At 64.7% G+C, this 16,213-nt stretch carries 14 protein-coding genes; 7 read left to right on the top strand and 7 right to left on the bottom strand.

What is annotated here, in order from left to right:
- Positions 1-30: 30 nt before the first annotated feature.
- The gene (locus HYH08_RS16735) at positions 31-585 is read right to left on the bottom strand and encodes a PAS domain-containing protein (protein WP_220010895.1); all 555 of its coding nucleotides are present in this window, start codon (positions 583-585) and stop codon (positions 31-33) included.
- Positions 586-1,036: 451 nt separating this feature from the next.
- Here HYH08_RS16735 and HYH08_RS16730 point away from each other — a divergent pair, with 451 nt between their 5' ends.
- Both HYH08_RS16730 and HYH08_RS16725 read left to right on the top strand, forming a co-directional pair.
- On the top strand, positions 1,037-1,855 hold the full coding sequence (locus tag HYH08_RS16730) for a rhomboid family intramembrane serine protease (protein ID WP_220010894.1): 819 nt from the start codon (positions 1,037-1,039) through the stop codon (positions 1,853-1,855).
- 186 nt (positions 1,856-2,041) lie between these two features.
- Positions 2,042-2,470, top strand: a complete 429-nt coding sequence (locus tag HYH08_RS16725; RefSeq protein ID WP_220010893.1) for a CBS domain-containing protein — start codon at positions 2,042-2,044, stop codon at positions 2,468-2,470.
- Positions 2,471-2,477: 7 nt separating this feature from the next.
- On the opposite strand, the gene HYH08_RS16720 is transcribed toward HYH08_RS16725, so the two are convergent.
- Positions 2,478-3,506 (bottom strand): patatin-like phospholipase family protein, encoded by a 1,029-nt coding sequence (locus HYH08_RS16720; RefSeq protein ID WP_220010892.1) that lies wholly within the window; start codon positions 3,504-3,506, stop codon positions 2,478-2,480.
- A gap of 249 nt (positions 3,507-3,755) precedes the next feature.
- Here HYH08_RS16720 and HYH08_RS16715 point away from each other — a divergent pair, with 249 nt between their 5' ends.
- The 3 genes from HYH08_RS16715 (at position 3,756) to HYH08_RS16705 (ending at position 5,697) form a co-directional block, all read left to right on the top strand.
- The gene (locus HYH08_RS16715; RefSeq protein ID WP_220010891.1) at positions 3,756-4,829 is read left to right on the top strand and encodes an RgsD C-terminal domain-containing protein; all 1,074 of its coding nucleotides are present in this window, start codon (positions 3,756-3,758) and stop codon (positions 4,827-4,829) included.
- A gap of 264 nt (positions 4,830-5,093) precedes the next feature.
- Positions 5,094-5,228 carry a hypothetical protein gene (locus HYH08_RS37895; RefSeq protein ID WP_502788171.1) on the top strand — a complete coding sequence of 45 codons (135 nt, stop codon included), beginning with the start codon at positions 5,094-5,096 and terminating at the stop codon, positions 5,226-5,228.
- A gap of 235 nt (positions 5,229-5,463) precedes the next feature.
- On the top strand, positions 5,464-5,697 hold the full coding sequence (locus HYH08_RS16705) for a hypothetical protein (protein WP_228747866.1): 234 nt from the start codon (positions 5,464-5,466) through the stop codon (positions 5,695-5,697).
- Positions 5,698-5,737: 40 nt separating this feature from the next.
- Here the strand turns inward: HYH08_RS16705 and HYH08_RS16700 are convergent, their stop codons facing one another.
- On the bottom strand, positions 5,738-6,712 hold the full coding sequence (locus HYH08_RS16700; protein WP_220010890.1) for a Bug family tripartite tricarboxylate transporter substrate binding protein: 975 nt from the start codon (positions 6,710-6,712) through the stop codon (positions 5,738-5,740).
- On the bottom strand, positions 6,709-7,644 hold the full coding sequence (locus HYH08_RS16695; protein WP_228747865.1) for a PhzF family phenazine biosynthesis protein: 936 nt from the start codon (positions 7,642-7,644) through the stop codon (positions 6,709-6,711). Before HYH08_RS16695 ends, HYH08_RS16700 begins: the two co-directional genes overlap by 4 nt.
- 43 nt (positions 7,645-7,687) lie before the next feature.
- On the opposite strand from HYH08_RS16695, the gene HYH08_RS16690 reads away from it, so the two are divergent.
- A complete protein-coding gene (locus HYH08_RS16690) occupies positions 7,688-8,539 on the top strand; it encodes a helix-turn-helix domain-containing protein (protein WP_220010889.1) in 852 nt (283 codons plus the stop codon).
- Positions 8,540-9,632: 1,093 nt separating this feature from the next.
- Positions 9,633-12,095, top strand: coding sequence for a putative bifunctional diguanylate cyclase/phosphodiesterase (locus tag HYH08_RS16685; protein ID WP_220010888.1), 2,463 nt, complete (start codon positions 9,633-9,635; stop codon positions 12,093-12,095).
- Here HYH08_RS16685 and HYH08_RS16680 read toward each other — a convergent pair.
- The 3 genes from HYH08_RS16680 to thrS form a co-directional block, all read right to left on the bottom strand.
- Complete coding sequence (locus tag HYH08_RS16680) at positions 12,081-13,349, bottom strand: serine hydrolase (protein ID WP_220010887.1); 1,269 nt, start codon at positions 13,347-13,349, stop codon at positions 12,081-12,083. The genes HYH08_RS16685 and HYH08_RS16680 overlap by 15 nt on opposite strands.
- 63 nt (positions 13,350-13,412) lie before the next feature.
- Complete coding sequence (locus tag HYH08_RS16675; protein WP_220010886.1) at positions 13,413-13,976, bottom strand: nitroreductase family protein; 564 nt, start codon at positions 13,974-13,976, stop codon at positions 13,413-13,415.
- A gap of 92 nt (positions 13,977-14,068) precedes the next feature.
- Positions 14,069-16,111: a threonine--tRNA ligase gene (thrS, locus tag HYH08_RS16670; protein ID WP_220010885.1), complete on the bottom strand. Its 2,043-nt coding sequence runs from the start codon at positions 16,109-16,111 to the stop codon at positions 14,069-14,071.
- Between the last annotated feature and the right edge of the window lie 102 nt (positions 16,112-16,213).

Here is a 16,213-nt window from a genome sequence, read left to right as displayed (position 1 = left end):
CCGGGACAAGCCCGGCCGTGACGGCGAGAACTACCTCAGCCCTTCATACACCATCAGCCCCCGTGCGATCTGCAATTTGCGGATCGCGCGCGGCAGCAGCTTTTCCGGCTGGTGCAGGTAGCGCCAGGAAGTGAGGCTGAAGCTGCCCAGCGCGCCGCATTCGTCGTCGAACGGCGCGAGCACGCCGGTGACGCTGACAGGCGTATGCGGGCGGGAGTTGAAGGGCAGCAGCAGCAGTTCGAGATGCGCCTTGCTGCCGTCCTCGCGGGCGGCGGTGACGCCGGCGATGGCGCCCAGCGTCTCGTCGGCGACGATGGTCGTGATCTCCTCGATCTCGCTGCGGCTGGCCTCGTTGAACAGGGCCGCAAAACTCTGGTCCTTGAGGTCCGTTCCGGCCAGCGCGCAGACGCGCGTACCGGCGACGCGGAACGGAAAGCCGAGATTTGGCTCGCAGGAGAGGACGAAGATGTCACCGAGCAGGCCGCGGACCGCAGCCGGATCGATATCGGCCCGGTCAGGGGCCCGCGCCGTGCCGCGCTTCTTGTCCCAATACGCGAAGAACGCGCGGCTCGACGGATGTTTCATGTCTGAACGCTAACCCCGGGGTGCCGGCCGGGCGGGACAGACCTGTCCCGCTTCAGTGCACCCGCGATCCCTTTCGTTGTTGTGCAGGAGGGGATTTGCAGCGTCCATGCCGCAGGGGCGTTTTGAGACCTCTTAAGCCGACCTTTGCGTCGTTAACGTTAAATTAACTATGGGCTTCCCGTCCGCCGCCGCGCTGCTATGGTGATCGCGGTCGCAAGCCTCGCCGCTTTGCTCCAGGTTCTCGGCGGGGCCTGTACACAGGCGTCAAACAGTTTGGCCACGGGCCGGGGAGGGGTGGGGATACACCTTGTCTCTCTTGGTGCCGGAAGGCCGACACGGACAGGCGGGGCTTTCCCAGGGCCCCGCCTTTTCCTTTTGTGCACTTGCGCAGGGACGTCAAAGGCGACTATCTCCAGCGGACCGCTCCGATCGCGCCGAAAGCGAAGCTGCCTTGGATTCCCCGCCCAATTCTCCGCCGCACGATCCTCAAGCCGAGGCGCCGGCCATTGAGGAGGCTCCGCGCGAGCCGATCCTGACGCTGCCGGGGGCGCTGACCGCCTATATCGCGTTGCTGGCGGTGATCCATCTGCGGGTGCTGCTGCCGCCGGAGCTGGAGAACTGGACCATCGACGTCTTCGGCTTCATCCCGAAGCGCTACGATTCCTCGCTGCTCGATTTGCAGATCCCGGGCGGGGCCGGGGCGAAGGTCTGGACTTTCGTCACGTATTCGCTGCTGCACGCCAATCTGACCCATATCGGCTTCAACGTGCTGTGGCTGCTGCCGTTCGGCAGCGCGCTGGCGCGGCGCTTTGGCGCGATCAGGTTCTTCGTGTTCATGGCGGTGACGGCGGCGGCCGGCGCGCTCGCCCATCTCGTCACCCATGAGCACGCGGTGGCGCCGATGATCGGCGCCTCGGCCTCGGTGTCGGGCGCGATGGCAGCCGCGATCCGCTTCGCGTTCGCCCGCGGCAGCTTCCTGTCGTTCACACGTTCGGACGCCGATACCGCCGCAAAGGTTCCGGCGCTGCCGCTGTCGCGCGCGCTGCGCGACGGCCGGGTGGTCGGCTTTCTCGCGGTGTGGTTCGGCGTCAACATCATCTTCGGCGTCGGCGCGATCGGGGTGGATTCCGAGACTACCAGCGTGGCCTGGCAGGCCCATATCGGCGGCTTCTTTGCGGGCCTGCTGCTGTTCGCGCTGTTCGATCCCGTGCCGCGCATGCGGAGCGATGCTGCGGATGCGTCATCACAGGACGTTTCAGACCGTATCTGAAGCGGCGCTTGCGGCGCGGCCCGAATTCATCCATCATTCGCCAGAAGAATGTCGAAGCTGCAAGCCGCTAGCGGCGATGCTTCGCAAAGCGCACGAGCGTGAAACCGGCGCTTAAACTGTTAGTTGAAGACTCGTGAACAAGTCCGGACCGCGAAACGCGGCCGGATCCGATTCAGGGAGGCGACAATGACGGTACGTTCCATTCTCAACACCAAGGGCCACCAGATCATGAGCGTCGAGCCCGACGCCAAGCTGTCGGCTGCGGTCAAGCTGCTCGGCGAGAAGAAGATCGGCGCGGTGCTGGTGATGAACCAGAGCCGGCTCGAAGGCATCCTGTCCGAGCGCGACATCGTGCGCGTGATCGGCGAGCGCGGCGCCGGTGCCCTGGACGAGCCGGTCTCCCAGGTCATGACCCGCAAGGTCGTCACCTGCAAGGAGACCGACACGGTGGCCGAGCTCATGGAGATGATGACGACCGGCAAGTTCCGCCATCTGCCTGTGGTCGACAACGGCAAGGTGGTCGGCCTGATCTCGATCGGCGACATCGTCAAGCGTCGCGTCCAGGAATACGAGAACGAGCAGGAAGCCCTGCGGGACTACATCAAGACGGCCTGAGCGAACGTCACTCGCTCGCTTTGGGCGCGTGGCCCGCGGGCGGCGGCGCCAGCGCCTCGATCGCCTCCTGGATCTGTTCCAGCGCGCGCTCGGCGGCGCGCGTGCCGTGGGCCATCAGATCCTCGGAACGATGGAAGTCGAACCAGCCGAACTGGCCGACCCGCGGCGAGATCAGAAGGTCCGGCGGATCGCCGGCAAGGCGCGCGCGGGTGATACGGTCCTGCATGATGTTGAAGGCATCGACCATCACCGATGAGATTCCCGGCCGTCCGGCAGCGCCGAAGAACTCGCGCTTCATGGTCTTCTCCGCCGAGAACAGCCGCGGAAAGCGCCGCTTGGCCGGCGGCTCTTCGGGCTCGGGCGTGACGGGCGCGGGCATCGCGCCGTGTGAATAGATCGTCGTGGAATGGGTGAAGATGTCGCTGGAAAGATTTGCGGCGATGACGATTTCGGCGCCGAGCGCGCGGGCGGCCGAGACCGGCACCGGATTGACCAGCGCGCCGTCGACCAGCCAGCGGTCGCCGATCAGGATCGGCGCGAAGATGCCGGGCAGCGCATAGGAGGCGCGCATCGCGTCGACCAGACGGCCGCGCGTCAACCAGATCTCGTGGCCGGTGCGGACCTCGGTCGCGACGGATGCGAACTTGATGGGGAGGTCCTCGATCAAGGTCTCGCCAACCGCGTCCTCAAGGCGGCTGGCGAGCTTCTCGCCGCCGAGCAGGCCGGACCCGTTGAGGCGGATGTCGAGATAGCCGAGGATGTTGCGCATGCCTTGCAGGCTGCGCCCCCATTCTTCGAGCGTGTCGAGCCGGCCGGCCGCATGGAGGCCGCCGACCACGGCGCCGATCGAGGTGCCGACCACCACATCGGGTACGATGCCATTGGCCGCCAGGGTCCGGAGGATTCCGATATGGGCAAAGCCGCGCGCCGCGCCGCCGCCGAGTGCAAGGCCGATCACCGGCCGGCGGGTCGTGCCGAGCCCGATCTTTTCGCCATTCGAGCCGTTCGCGCCGCGGCCCTTCAAGATATCAAGCACCAAAACTCTCCTACGCCGGGGCCAGCCCGAACCACGAGACTAGGCACCGCACTTGCCCTCCGCCACATCGGGGGCGAAGCATGGTTTATGCCGCTTTGGGGAGGGCGCTGGGCAGGAGTATGGCGAGGGGCGTTGCTCCAGGTCTAATCACGCAGGCGTCAGATCGGTTCCATAGAACTGGTTCAGGCCGGTATTTCCCTGGGTATCAGAGGCTTGAATTTGCCGCGTTTTCGGTGAAAAGCAGGAGACATGACACGCGGGGGTGACGGCATCATCGGATGGCGGCGCAGCGGCAGGCTGCTGCCGGCGCTGATCCTTGCGGCGTGCCTCGTTACCTCGGGCCAAGGCGCTGCGCAGGCGCAGCTTTTCTCCGATCGTCCGCCGCCGGTCCCGCCAGCCTCGGTGCCCGATCCCGGCGGCGCCGTGAGCCTTGCGCCCCCCTCCGGCCCCGGCGCCGGTCCCCCGAGCCTGCCGCCGACCCTGACGCAGCCGACCACCCCCAGCATGCCGCCGCCGGCCGTCACCACCGTGCCGTCGGCTGCCCCCCTCAACGCGGGCGTGCCCGGCCAGGGCGTGCTGTCGTTGACCGCGAAATACGGCAAGGATTCGCCCCAGATCACCAGCGGTCTGGTCTGGCGAGTCTTTGCCGACCGTCCCGACGAGAACGGCACCTTCAAGCTGATCAAGGAGGACCGTAACGCAACGCCCAACATCGTGCTGCCGCCGGGCAATTACGTCGTGCACGTCGCCTTCGGCCTCGTCAGCGCGGTGCGCACCGTCAGCCTAAAGGCCGAGACCGACCGGGAATCCTTCGTGCTGCCGGCCGGCGGTCTGCGCATCGAGGGCCGCGTCGGCACCAGCCGGATTCCGCAGAACCAGATCTCGTTCGCGATCTACAAGGGCAGCCAGTTCGAATCCGGCGAGCGCGCCTCGCTGGTGCCGAACGTCGCCGCCGGTGACGTCGTGCTGATCCCGGAGGGCACCTACTACATCGTCTCCAACTATGGCGATGCCAACTCGGTGGTGCGCTCGGACATCCGCGTCCAGGCCGGCAAGCTCACCGACGTCACCATCACCCACCGCGCCGCCGTCATCACGCTCAAGCTCGTCAGCGACAAGGGCGGCGAGGCGCTCGCCAACACCGCCTGGTCGGTGCTGACCCCCGGCGGCGACGTCATCAAGGAATCGATCGGCGCCTTCCCGCGCGTCGTGCTCTCCGAAGGCGAATACCGCGCCATCGCCAAGAACGAGGGCAAGGTCTACGAGCGCGGCTTCAACGTCGTGAACGGCGTCGACGGCGAAGTCGAAGTGGTCGCGCGGTAGCACCGCGCGTGTCCCGGACGCGGCGCGGCGTGAAACGCCGCTCCGCAGAGCCGGGACCCGGAAGGCAACACGTACAGTGTTCAGACATGGGCCCCGGCTCTGCAGCGCACCGCCGAAGAGGCGCTGCGCTGCGTCCGGGGCACGAGAGCGCGGCTTTCGACGCACGATGACTTCCGCAACATCGTACCGCGCTTCTCATCCAGTGCACGAAAGCCCAATCAGGCGCTGGTTGAACTGCTCGGCGAGATCGCAGCTGCGAAAAAAGTGACGCCGGCAAAAGCGATGCCGGCGCAGTTCGCGTTGGCCTGGCCGCTGGCGCAGAAGCTCTGGATCGTGCCGATTCCCGACGCCACCAAGCTGCACCAGCTCGCGAAGAACATCTCCGCGCGGCATTGGTAACGTTGTCTCAAGCCGATCTTTCCGGTGAGCGTTTGCTTACCGGACCTCGCAGCCCGTGTTGTGTATCGGAAGGGCCAGCAAACACCGGCAGCATCGGCTTATTCCACGATGGCTGTCATTCATCACGACCGTGGACGCTACGTATTTCCGATAATCAATTTTATTCTCTTTCCGTCCTGCTGGGTTATATGTCGGGCATCCGTCTAACGGGGGAGGCCGGAGCAAGCGTGCGCGCTTGCGAGACCGGCAGGAGCAGGGGACCAAGCCCGTCGGCATGTACGAAGTGATCCTCACCAGGCGCAAGCGGTTTGGCTGGCGATGGCAAGTGTGCGACCAGTCCGGCAAGATCTTTGCCGATGGCTTCGAGCGCACGCGGCCGTCCGCCAAATATCATGGCGAGCGCGCGTTGTTCTTCCTGCTGTCCCAGGCTTATCTGCATAACCGCTTCGCGGCGTCCAGCGAGGACTAGAGCTCTCGGCTGAGTGCCGTCATTCCCAGGCCCGGCCGCATCAAGGTGCAGCCGGCGCGATACCGGCGCTGCGAAGCACCGGCTGCCATTTTGCCATCTCCGCGGCGATGAAGGCGTCTGTCGCCTCGGGGGTCGTGCCTGTTGCGATGGCAATGCCGAGTTCGTCGAACCGCTTCATCAGGGCCGGGTCGGACAGAGCGGTGTTGGTCATCCCGTTCATCGCGGCGATGATCTCGGGCGCGGTGCCCGCCGGCGCGATGATCGCATTCCACGTGTAGGCTTCGTAGCCGGGCAGCGTTTCGGCTGCGGCTGGCAGATCCGGCAAGGCGGATAGTCGCTCCTTCGTCGTCACCGCAAGTGCGCGCAACGCGCCGCCCTTGATATGGGAAAGGCCCGTCGCGGCGCTATCGATCACCAGATCGATCTGGCCTCCCATCAGATCGGTGACGGCCGGCCCGCTGCCGCGATAAGGGACGTGAACCATATTGATCTTCGCCAGACTCGCGAGCAATTCCGCAGCAAGATGCTGGGCCGAGCCGATGCCTGCCGAGCCGTAGGTCAGGGCTCCCGGTTTGGCGCGCGCGGCCGTGATGAGATCGGCGAGCGAGGCCGCGGGGAAGTCCTTCCTGACCAGGACGATCTGCGGGACTGTTCCGACGAGGGCGACGCTCCGGAAATCCTGCACCGGGTCGAACGGCAGATTCGTGTAGAGCACGGCGTTCACCGCGTGGGCGACGGTCGCGATCAGGAACGTGTGCCCGTCCCTGGCGCCCGCCGCTCTCGCTGTGCCGACCGTCGTGCCCGCGCCTGTGATGTTCTCGATCAGCACCTGCCTGGGCAAGTGTTGGGAGATCGTTTCTGCCAGGATGCGCGCCGCGACATCGGTCGGCCCGCCTGCCGCGTAGGGCACGATGAATCGGATCGGCTTTGTCGGCCAGGACGTCGCGTTTTGCTGCGCGAAGCTCTTGCTGGCCGCCGTCGCGGCAAGAGATGCGAGAAACAGGCGGCGGTTCATAGCGGCATCTCCCCGATCAGTTCGACGTCGCCGGACAGCCAGCAGCGATCGCCCTCGCGTTCGATTGTAATCCGCGAGGGCCGTCCCATCGCCTCACCCTGCCGGACGACGACGCGATGCTGGGACGTCAGGCCCAATTCCCATGCGCTCCATGCCAGCGCCGTTGCGGCGATTCCGGTTGCCGCATCCTCCGGATAACCGGAAGAACGCGGAAACTGTCGGGCGGAGAAGATCGCCGCCTTGTCGTCGACCAGCGCGAAGGGATAGAGCCCGGTCGAGCCGATCTGGTCGCACACGCGCGCGACCCGTGAAAAGTCCGGTCGAAGGCCGTCGAGAATTTCGACCGAGCGAAGCGGGACGAGTGTTTTGACGCGGCTGGTTGCGGCGTTCTGGAGCGGGTAGTCGAACAGGTCGGAGGGCTGCAGTCCGAGAACGTCGAGCACCGCGCCGTCATCTTCGACAGTGTTGCACCATCCCTTGGGCTGGCTGATGCGCGCCTGTCCGCCGTCGACGCGCGCCTCGACCGGTCCGGAAAGCGTCATGATCGAGATGTCTTTCGACGCCAGTCGACCAAGTTGATCGAGCAGCCAGACCGCTCCCAGCGTCGCATGCCCGCACATCTCCATTTCGTGGTTCGGGACGAAGAAGCGAAAATGGTAGTCGGAGCTGTCACGTCCCGGCAGAACAAAGGCGCTCTCGTGGCCGGACCTTGCCGCGATCCGCCGCATCGCGTCGCCATCGAGTCCGCGAGCGTCAACCACGACGGGCGCCGGGTTGCCGCCTCCGGGGCCGTTGCTGAACACGTTGACCAGGAGGGCGCGGTCGGAATGGCGCGGATCGGGCATGGGCTGGTGTGTCATGCCACCAGAATGCCGATCCAGGCAGCGTCTAGCGCGCCCGATCGGGCCAAATCGGATGACCCAACGGGCCATCGGGATCGGCAGGTGTCCTCGGATGTGCTAAGGTGGCCGATACATGCTTCGCTCATTTGAACAAATTCTGCGTTCGGTACCGCCATCGCGTCTGCTCGACGCGGGCGAGCATCGCGCCGTCGTCGCAGGAGGCGGTTTGCAGTATCGGACGCAATGGCACTGGCACGACTGCGCGATGATCCTGGTGCCGACGAGCGGGACGATTGCGTTTCGGGACGAAACGCGCCGCTCGGTGACGTATCTCAGCGAAGAACGGTTTATCGTGGTGCCCAAAATGCAGGCCCACGAATCGCAGGCGGTTCGTCGCGTCAGCAATCACGTCGCTCTTTATCTCACCGAAACGGCGCTCGCGCAGTTCGCGCCTTCGGTTGATCTGCAGCGGCATGGGAAAAAGCCCGCGATGTTCGCGACGACTCCCTTTGTCCGGACGCTGCTGCGCTTGTGCTGCACGGGCGAGGGCGATGTCGCGCCGAGGAAGGCACTAGATCACCTGGCGACGGCGCTGCTGGTTGCGATGCTGAATCGGGTCGAGCAGGGCGACCAGCTCTCCAGCGCAACTGGCGATGACCATGGTGGCGTCGTCGTTGCCGAGATGCGTGCCACCATCGATGAACGGCTTGACCGAGACGTGCCGATTGACGATATCGCCGCCGCCTTCGGGCTGTCGCGCCGCCATGCGACGCGACTGTTCCGGCGGCACACCGGCTTGTCGATTGGCGAATATCGAAATCGTCAACGCGTCGAGACCGCACGCCGCATGCTGGTGGAGTCGTCGCTTCCGATCGGTGAGATCGCATGGCGCACGGGTTTTGAATCGGGATCTGGCTTGTCGCGCGCGATGCGTCGGACGCTTGGCGTGTCGCCCGGCGCGTTTCGCCGGATCCCGTTCACCTGATCCGGCGGCCCATTTCGCAATCCGGACTACAATCTCTTGTGTTGCCCGACGGGCAAAACACACGAGGCGTGGGACAATACCCCCAGGCGAGAATATTCCACTTTACCGAAATTCGGAAATAACGTAGAAATAGCAGCAACCCGGCCCAAGGAAGAGGGCGTATCGCGATCGTCACGAACGCGGGCTGGGGGGCGGTGGACGTGGGTCGCACCGGTGCGGAAGGTTCGCAGGGCGGGCAACCGTGAGCGAAAACCATCGCGCCAACGACAGGTGCGGTCTCGCGTACGGCTAAATCGTGTGGTCCTGGCGCCCGGGGTCTGTGCGCCAAGTCTTGCGGTGATGCGGCGATCCAACCGGACACGCGCATCAGCCATCCGCAAGGTGACGGGGGCAATAGTGCAACGCTCCCCGGGGAGAGCACGACATACGCCGTAAAACCACTGCGCAGGGAAGGCCGGATGTTGAGGCCACACCTGTATGCCGCTGTGCAAATTCTCGTTGCTACCTACCGCACAGTGGACCGTGGGTGCCCGGCCGGCACTCGGTCTTCCCTGCGCCCTCTTTCAATTGAGGGTGATGCGATCAAGCAAAGCTCGGGCGAAATGCGCCGCGAGGCTGCGAAGGTGTGTCTGCGATTGAAACGGAATATCGAATGTTGCCGCGAGCATTCACAGATGACCGTCACCCTGAGGTGCCGGAGCGAAGCGGAGGCCTCGAAGGGCGACGGCCCCGCTGCATCTCGGCCGCTCATCCTTCGAGGCTCGGCTTGCGATGCGTGGCATCGCAAGCCGAGCACCTCAGGATGACGGGATGGATACTGCCGCCGCGGAAAGACTCTGGATTGCTTCCGCCTTCGCCAAGGCTCGGCGGACAAGTCGTAGCGCTCGCAATGACGAGGATGGAGCTGTGTGCGGAAGCGTCGAACGCACGCCCATCGCATTTCAAACACCTGTCATAGTCTCTAACGGCCACTAACCAACACCCGACTTAAAACTGTCATAATCGCCGAACGGAACCCGCGCCTGCGTTCTCTTTACAAGGCATTAAGCGCGCGGCGCATTGGATGCGCGGGGAAAGTGCGTTGGGGACTACCATGACTGCCGCGAAGAAGATGCCGGGCAAACCGGCCACCGAAATGTTTGACGACATCCCGGTGCTTCAGCGCAAATGGCGCGCCGCGTTGAAGCCGGGTGAGCGGCTGCCGCGCTATGAGGACGTGATGCTCGGCAGCCTTGGACGGCTCGCTGATCATATCGCGCTGCTGAAGATCGACGGTACGCTCGAGCTGTCGCGCAGCGGACGCTATGTGCAGAAATGGCTCGGCGAGGAGCGCTGGGACATTCCGGTCGAACAGCTGCCGCCGGATTGCGCCACGGCCCTGTCGGAAGCGGTCGCAAACGCGCTGAACAACGGGCGGCCGCACCAGGCGAGCGCGCATTGCGTGCGCGCCGGCATGGTTCGGACCTATGACGTGCTGGCGCTGCCGACCTCCTCGCGCTGGGGAGCCACGCTGGTCGGCGCCTATGTCAACGAGCGCGGCGCGCAATACAATCTGCTGGATGCGATCTTCTCTGCGACCGACGACGCGGTGATCTCGCTGGCGACGCTGCGCGATGCGAGCGGCCGGCCGTCCGATTTCCAGATCGTGCATCACAACAAGAGCGCCGAGCTGCTGCTGAATGTCGCGAGCGGCAGCCTGCTGTGGCGGCAGATCGGCGAGGGCGGCACCTTGCTGGCCGCCTCCGAGATCATGGCCTTCCTGGTGAAGGCGGTGTCGGGCGGCCGCGGCGAGCAGTTCGAGATCGAGAGCTGTGGCCGGTACCTGCGGATGAGCGCCACGGCATTCGCCGATGTCATTTCGCTGACCATCTCCGACGTCACCGCGATGAAGCGGCGCGACGCCTCGTTCCGCCTGCTGTTCGACAACAACCCGATGCCGATGTGGGTGTTCGATGCCGAGACCAAGGAATTCCTCAGCGTCAACGATGCCGCGGTTCAGCATTACGGCTACAGCCGTCCGACGTTCCTGCGCATGAAGCTGCACCAGATTTGGCCGGAGGACGAGTGGGACAGCCACGCCGAGGCGCTCGAACGCGTCGGCGACAATTACCAGTCCTCACGCAATTGGCGTCACCTGCGCGCCGACGGCAGCGAGATCGAGGTGCTCACCTTTGGCCGCCGCGTCTCCTTCAACGATCGCGACGGCTATCTGGTCGCGATCGTCGACATCACCGAGCGGCGCAAGGCCGAGGCCCGGATCGCCTATATGGCGCATCACGACGGGCTCACCGACCTGCCGAACCGCGAATATTTCCAGGAGCGTCTGAAACAGGCGCTCGACCAGGCCGGCGGCAAGGGTGTCGGCGTGCTCTATATCGATCTCGACCTGTTCAAGAACATCAACGATTCCTTCGGCCATCCCGCGGGCGACCGCCTGTTGAAGCAGGTTGCCGAACGTCTCTCCACCGCAGTCCGCGGCTCCAATCTCGCGGCGCGGCTCGGCGGCGACGAGTTCGCCGTCATTCTTGCTGCCGACGTTTCGCCGAACGAGGCCAGCGCCTGTGCGACCTTGCTGATCGACATGCTGCGAGCGCCCTATGAGATCGACGGCCAGGAGATGGTGATCGGTGCCAGCATCGGCATCGCGCTGTCGCCGGGTGACGGCACGACGCCGGAGGAGTTGATGCGCAACGCCGACATGGCGCTGTACCGCGCTAAATCCGACGGCGGCGGCGTGCATCATTTCTTCGAGCGCGAGATGGACCTCCAGGCGCAGAAGCGCCGCGACATGGAGCTCGATCTGCGCCGTGCCTTCGCCAATGGCGAGTTCGAGCTGCATTATCAGCCGCTGGTGTCGATCGCCTCCGACCGTATCTCGGGCTTCGAATCGCTGCTGCGCTGGCGTCACCCCGACAAGGGCATGATCTCGCCGGCGGAATTCATTCCGGTTGCGGAAGACATCGGCCTCATCAGCCAGCTCGGCGAGTGGGTGCTGCGCGAGGCCTGCGCCGAAGCGGTGAAATGGCCTGTCGACGTCAAGGTCGCCGTCAACCTGTCGCCGGCGCAATTCCGCAGCCGCAACCTGGTGCAGGTTGTGATCTCGGCGCTGGCGCAGTCCGGCCTGTCGCCGAAGCGGCTCGAGCTCGAGATCACCGAGTCGATCTTCCTCGCCGAGACCGACGCCAATCTCGCGATCCTGCATCAGCTGCGCGAGCTTGGCGTCAGCATCTCCATGGATGATTTCGGCACCGGCTATTCCAGCCTGAGCTATCTCAGAAGCTTTCCGTTCGACAAGATCAAGATCGACCGTTCCTTCGTGAAGGATCTGGCCGAGCGGCCCGATTGCGGCGCGATCGTGCGCGCGATCTCCGGGCTCGGCCGCAGCCTCAACATCACCACGACCGCGGAAGGTGTCGAGACCGAGGATCAGCTCGACTGGCTGCGCGCCGAGGGCTGCAATGAGGTGCAGGGCTTTCTGTTCAGCGCGGCGCGGCCCGCTGCCGACATCGCAAAGCTGCTGGCCGATTTCGGCCAGCGCGCCTCACGGGCGGCGTAGCGCTTCCGGGAAGCAGCCATAGACCAATTCCTTGAAGGCGGGCGTGATGCGGCTGCGCTCATTCTGGGTCTGCTGCATCATCAGGTAGACCATGTCGAGCTCGGGATCGACGCCGAAATAGGTGCCGCTGCCCGAGTCCCATTTCAATTCGCCGATCGAGCCCGCCGGCGGCGGCTTTGCATGGCCGGGATCGGTGCGCACGCCCACGCCGTAGCCGTAGCCAAAGCCGTCGCCCGGGAAATAGAAATAGTCGCGCCCGACACCCGAGCCGGGGCCGATATGATCGGTCGTCATCGCCTTGAACGCGGCAGGGCTGAGGTAGCGCTTGCCCTCGAACTCGCCGCCGTTGAGAAGCATCTGAGAGAAGCGTTGGTAGTCGGTGATGGTCGAGAGCAGCCCGCCGCCGCCGGACTCCCATTCGGGATGGGCGAGGCGGTCGCGCTCGCCAGCGAGTAGCACGGGGTCGTTCGGCAGCGGCCGCGCCATCCGCGCGCGCTCCTCCGGCGCGGTCAGCACGAATTTGGTGCTGGTCATACCGAGCGGATCGAGCACGCGTTGTTTGAGGAATTGGTAGAGCGTCTGCCCCGAGATGATCTCGATGATGGCGCCGAGTACGTCGGTGGAGTGGCCGTAGCGCCAGAGCGTGCCGGGCTGACGCGTCAGCGGCAGCTTCGCGATGCGATCGGCGAACTGCCTGTTGTTGAACGGGCCGTCGAACAGGTTGGCGGCCAGATAAACGTCCATCACCCATGGAGCACCAATATAATCGTAGCTGATGCCCGAGGTGTGCCGCAGCAGATCCTCGATGTTGACGGGACGCACCGGCGGCTCGAGTTCGATCGTCGAGGTGCTGCCTGCCTTTTCAATCTCCACGCCGACCTTGGTCTCGGCGAAGAGGGGCACGTATTTCGACACGGGATCGGTGAGCGCGAGCCTGCCTTCGTCGATCAGCATCATTGCGCCCAGGCACGTGATCGGCTTGGTCATCGAATGGATGGCGAAGATCGTGTCGGGCGTCATCGCAAGGCCCGTCCGGGTGTCGCGCACGCCAAAATTCCTGAGGTAGACCGGCTTGCCGTGCTGCTGCACCAGGATCACCGCGCCCGGCAGCCGGCCGCTTCCGACCTCGTTGTTGAAATAGTCGGTAATGCGATCAAGGCCGGCAGGCGAGGGGGCAGGGATGTCGGCGGCGCGGCTGCCTGCCATCGTCCCCGCCAGCAGCGCGGCTCCGACCAGAAATTCGCGACGCTTCATCCGGGCTTCCTCCCTCGCTGGGATCAAAGCCGCAAGACATCAGAAGCGTCAACAAGACTTCGATTAAAAACGCGTCACGATTTCAGAAAGGAACGGTCGCGGACGGTCCTCGCTCGGTTTGGTGGGCGTACCGATGTGGATGAAGCCGGCGAGCTTCTCGTCCGGCTTGAGACCGAGGCCGTCGAGCACGTCGCGATCGAACGAGAACCAGCCGGTGAGCCAGCAGGCGCCGTAGCCGAGCGCGGTCGCGGCCGTCACGATGTTCATGGCACTCGCGCCCGCCGACAATTCCTGCTCGAACGCCGGCACCTTCGGATGCGGTTTTGTGAAGCTGACGATGCCGATCACCAGCGGGGCGTCCATCAGACGCTTGCGCTCGATCTCGACGTCGGCGGCGGGGGCGCCGGGATTCTTCCGGGCAAAGACCTTCGCGATCACCTCGCCGGCGCGCTGGCGCGCGTCGCCCTCGAAAATGATGAAACGCCATGGTGCAAGCTTGCCGTGATCAGGCACGCGTGCGCCGATGGTGAGAATGGTCTCGAGCTCGGCCGGCGAGGGACCAGGGCCGGTCATCTCGCGGGGCTTGACCGAGCGGCGGGTCTTCAGGAGTTCGATGGCGTCGGGCATTGCGATGGCCTCTTCAAATGGGCTACGGGCGTGCCATGCCCAGATAAGCATGCACGCCCGCAACCGGAAGCGAATTTAGATCGATTCAGGACTTAAGCCGCCTCGCGCGCTCGCTTCACATCCGGCGGGGTCGCTTCGTCGACGAGGGCGGCGATCGCCTCCGCCGTCATCATCACCTTCTGGCCCTCGCTGCCGAGCCGGCGGACCGACACCGATTGCGTCTCGGCTTCCTTCTTGCCGCAGACCAGCAGCGCCGGAATCTTCGCCAGCGAGTGCTCGCGGACCTTGTAGTTGATCTTCTCGTTGCGAAGATCGATCTCGGCCCGAAGCCCGGCGCGGCGGACCTGCTCAAGCACCTGCTTGGCGTATTCGTCCGCTTCCGAGGTGATGGTGGTGACCACCACCTGCACCGGCGAGAGCCAGAGCGGGAAGTTGCCGGCATAGTGCTCGATCAGGATGCCGATGAAGCGCTCCATCGAGCCGCAGATCGCGCGGTGGACCATCACCGGCGCCTTCTTGCCGCTGTCATGGTCGATGTAGAACGCACCGAACCGTTCCGGCAGGTTGAAGTCGACCTGCGTGGTGCCGCACTGCCAGTCGCGGCCGATCGCGTCGCGCAGCACATATTCGAACTTCGGCCCGTAGAAGGCGCCTTCGCCCGGATTGATCTCGGTCTTGATGTGATTGTTCTGCGCCTGGATCTCGCTCAACACCGTCGCCATCACGCGCTCGGCATGGTCCCACATCGCATCGGTGCCGACGCGCTTCTCCGGCCGGGTCGAGAGCTTGACCGTGAGATCACCGGTGAAGCCGAAATCGGCGTAGGTCGACAGGATCAGATCGTTGATCTTCAGGCACTCGTCGGCGAGCTGGTCCTCCATGCAGAAGACATGCGCGTCGTCCTGGGTGAAACCGCGCACGCGCATCAAGCCGTGCATGGCGCCCGAGGGCTCATAGCGATGCACCACGCCGAACTCGGCGAGGCGCAGCGGCAGGTCGCGGTAGCTCTTCAGGCCGTGCTTGAAGATCTGCACGTGGCCGGGGCAGTTCATCGGCTTCAGCGCAAACCAGCGCTTGTCCTCGGCCTCATCACCGGCAGATTGAGCCGCGAACATGTTCTCGCGGTACCAGCCCCAATGGCCCGAGGTCTCCCACAGCACCTTGTCGAGGATCTGCGGCGCGTTGACCTCGTTGTAGTCGCCGGCGAGGCGCCGGCGCATATAGGCGATCAGCTGCTGGAAGATGGTCCAGCCCTTCGGGTGCCAGAACACGACGCCCGGACCTTCCTCCTGGAAATGGAAGAGGTCGAGCTCGCGCCCGAGCTTGCGATGGTCGCGTTTCTCGGCTTCCTCGATCTGCTTGAGGTAAGCGTCGAGGTCCTCCTGCTTGGCGAAGGCGGTGCCGTAGATGCGGGTCAGCATGGGGTTGTTGCTGTCGCCGCGCCAATAGGCGCCGGCCACCTTCATCAGCTTGAAGGCGTTGCCGATCTTGCCGGTCGAGGTCATGTGCGGGCCGCGGCAGAGATCGAACCAGTCGCCCTGGTAGTAGATCTTGATCGGCTCGTTGCCGGGAATGGCATCGACCAGCTCGACCTTGAAGGCCTCGCCCTTGTCGCGGAACACCTGTTTCGTTTTCTCGCGATCCCAAACCTCCTTCGTGAAAGGTTTGTCGCGCGCGATGATCTCGCGCATCTTCTTCTCGATCGCGGCAAAGTCTTCCGGCGTGAACGGCTCGTTGCGGAAGAAGTCGTAATAGAAGCCGTTCTCGATCACCGGACCGATGGTGACTTGCGTGCCCGGCCAGAGCGTCTGCACCGCTTCGGCCAGCACGTGGGCGCAGTCGTGGCGGATCAATTCGAGCGCGCGCGGATCGTCGCGGTTGATCAGCTCGATCTTGGCATCGGCTTCGATCGGATCGTCGAGGTCGGCGACCACACCGTCGAGCGCCATCGCAACCGTGCGCTTGGCGAGCGAGGGCGAGATGCCCTTGGCGATCTCGAGCCCGGTAATGCTTTTGTCATATTGGCGCTGGGCGCCGTCGGGGAAGGTGAGGGTGACTTTGGCGGCGGGGGTCACGGGCTTCAAATTGCTGAGGGAATATTGGAAGCCGGATTCGGATTTGGGCTGGTCGGACATTGCTTTTCTCCTGAAGCTCACTCCTGCGAACGAGCGCAGGTAAGCGGGAACGAGCGATATATCAGGCGATTCGGCCTGCGCAATCCGGCATTTCCAAGAAAG

The sequence above is a fragment of the Bradyrhizobium sp. BR 10289 genome, from assembly GCF_019455385.1.
In the GTDB taxonomy this organism is placed as follows: Bacteria; Pseudomonadota; Alphaproteobacteria; order Rhizobiales; family Xanthobacteraceae; genus Bradyrhizobium.
The sequence above is the reverse complement of the archived record's forward strand: the minus strand, read 5'-3'. Positions and strand labels throughout refer to the sequence as shown.

Excerpts from the sequence above, each read along its gene's own strand:
- HYH08_RS16700 (WP_220010890.1), bottom strand. The coding sequence starts at position 6,712 with ATGAACCGCCGCCTGTTTCTCGCATCTCTTGCCGCGACGGCGGCCAGC.
- HYH08_RS16725 (WP_220010893.1), top strand. The coding sequence starts at position 2,042 with ATGACGGTACGTTCCATTCTCAACACCAAGGGCCACCAGATCATGAGC.
- HYH08_RS16675 (WP_220010886.1), bottom strand. The coding sequence starts at position 13,976 with ATGCCCGACGCCATCGAACTCCTGAAGACCCGCCGCTCGGTCAAGCCC.
- HYH08_RS16715 (WP_220010891.1), top strand. The coding sequence starts at position 3,756 with ATGACACGCGGGGGTGACGGCATCATCGGATGGCGGCGCAGCGGCAGG.
- HYH08_RS16680 (WP_220010887.1), bottom strand. The coding sequence starts at position 13,349 with ATGAAGCGTCGCGAATTTCTGGTCGGAGCCGCGCTGCTGGCGGGGACG.
- thrS (WP_220010885.1), bottom strand. The coding sequence starts at position 16,111 with ATGTCCGACCAGCCCAAATCCGAATCCGGCTTCCAATATTCCCTCAGC.
- HYH08_RS16735 (WP_220010895.1), bottom strand. The coding sequence starts at position 585 with ATGAAACATCCGTCGAGCCGCGCGTTCTTCGCGTATTGGGACAAGAAG.
- HYH08_RS16690 (WP_220010889.1), top strand. The coding sequence starts at position 7,688 with ATGCTTCGCTCATTTGAACAAATTCTGCGTTCGGTACCGCCATCGCGT.
- HYH08_RS16695 (WP_228747865.1), bottom strand. The coding sequence starts at position 7,644 with ATGGCCCGTTGGGTCATCCGATTTGGCCCGATCGGGCGCGCTAGACGC.
- HYH08_RS16685 (WP_220010888.1), top strand. The coding sequence starts at position 9,633 with ATGACTGCCGCGAAGAAGATGCCGGGCAAACCGGCCACCGAAATGTTT.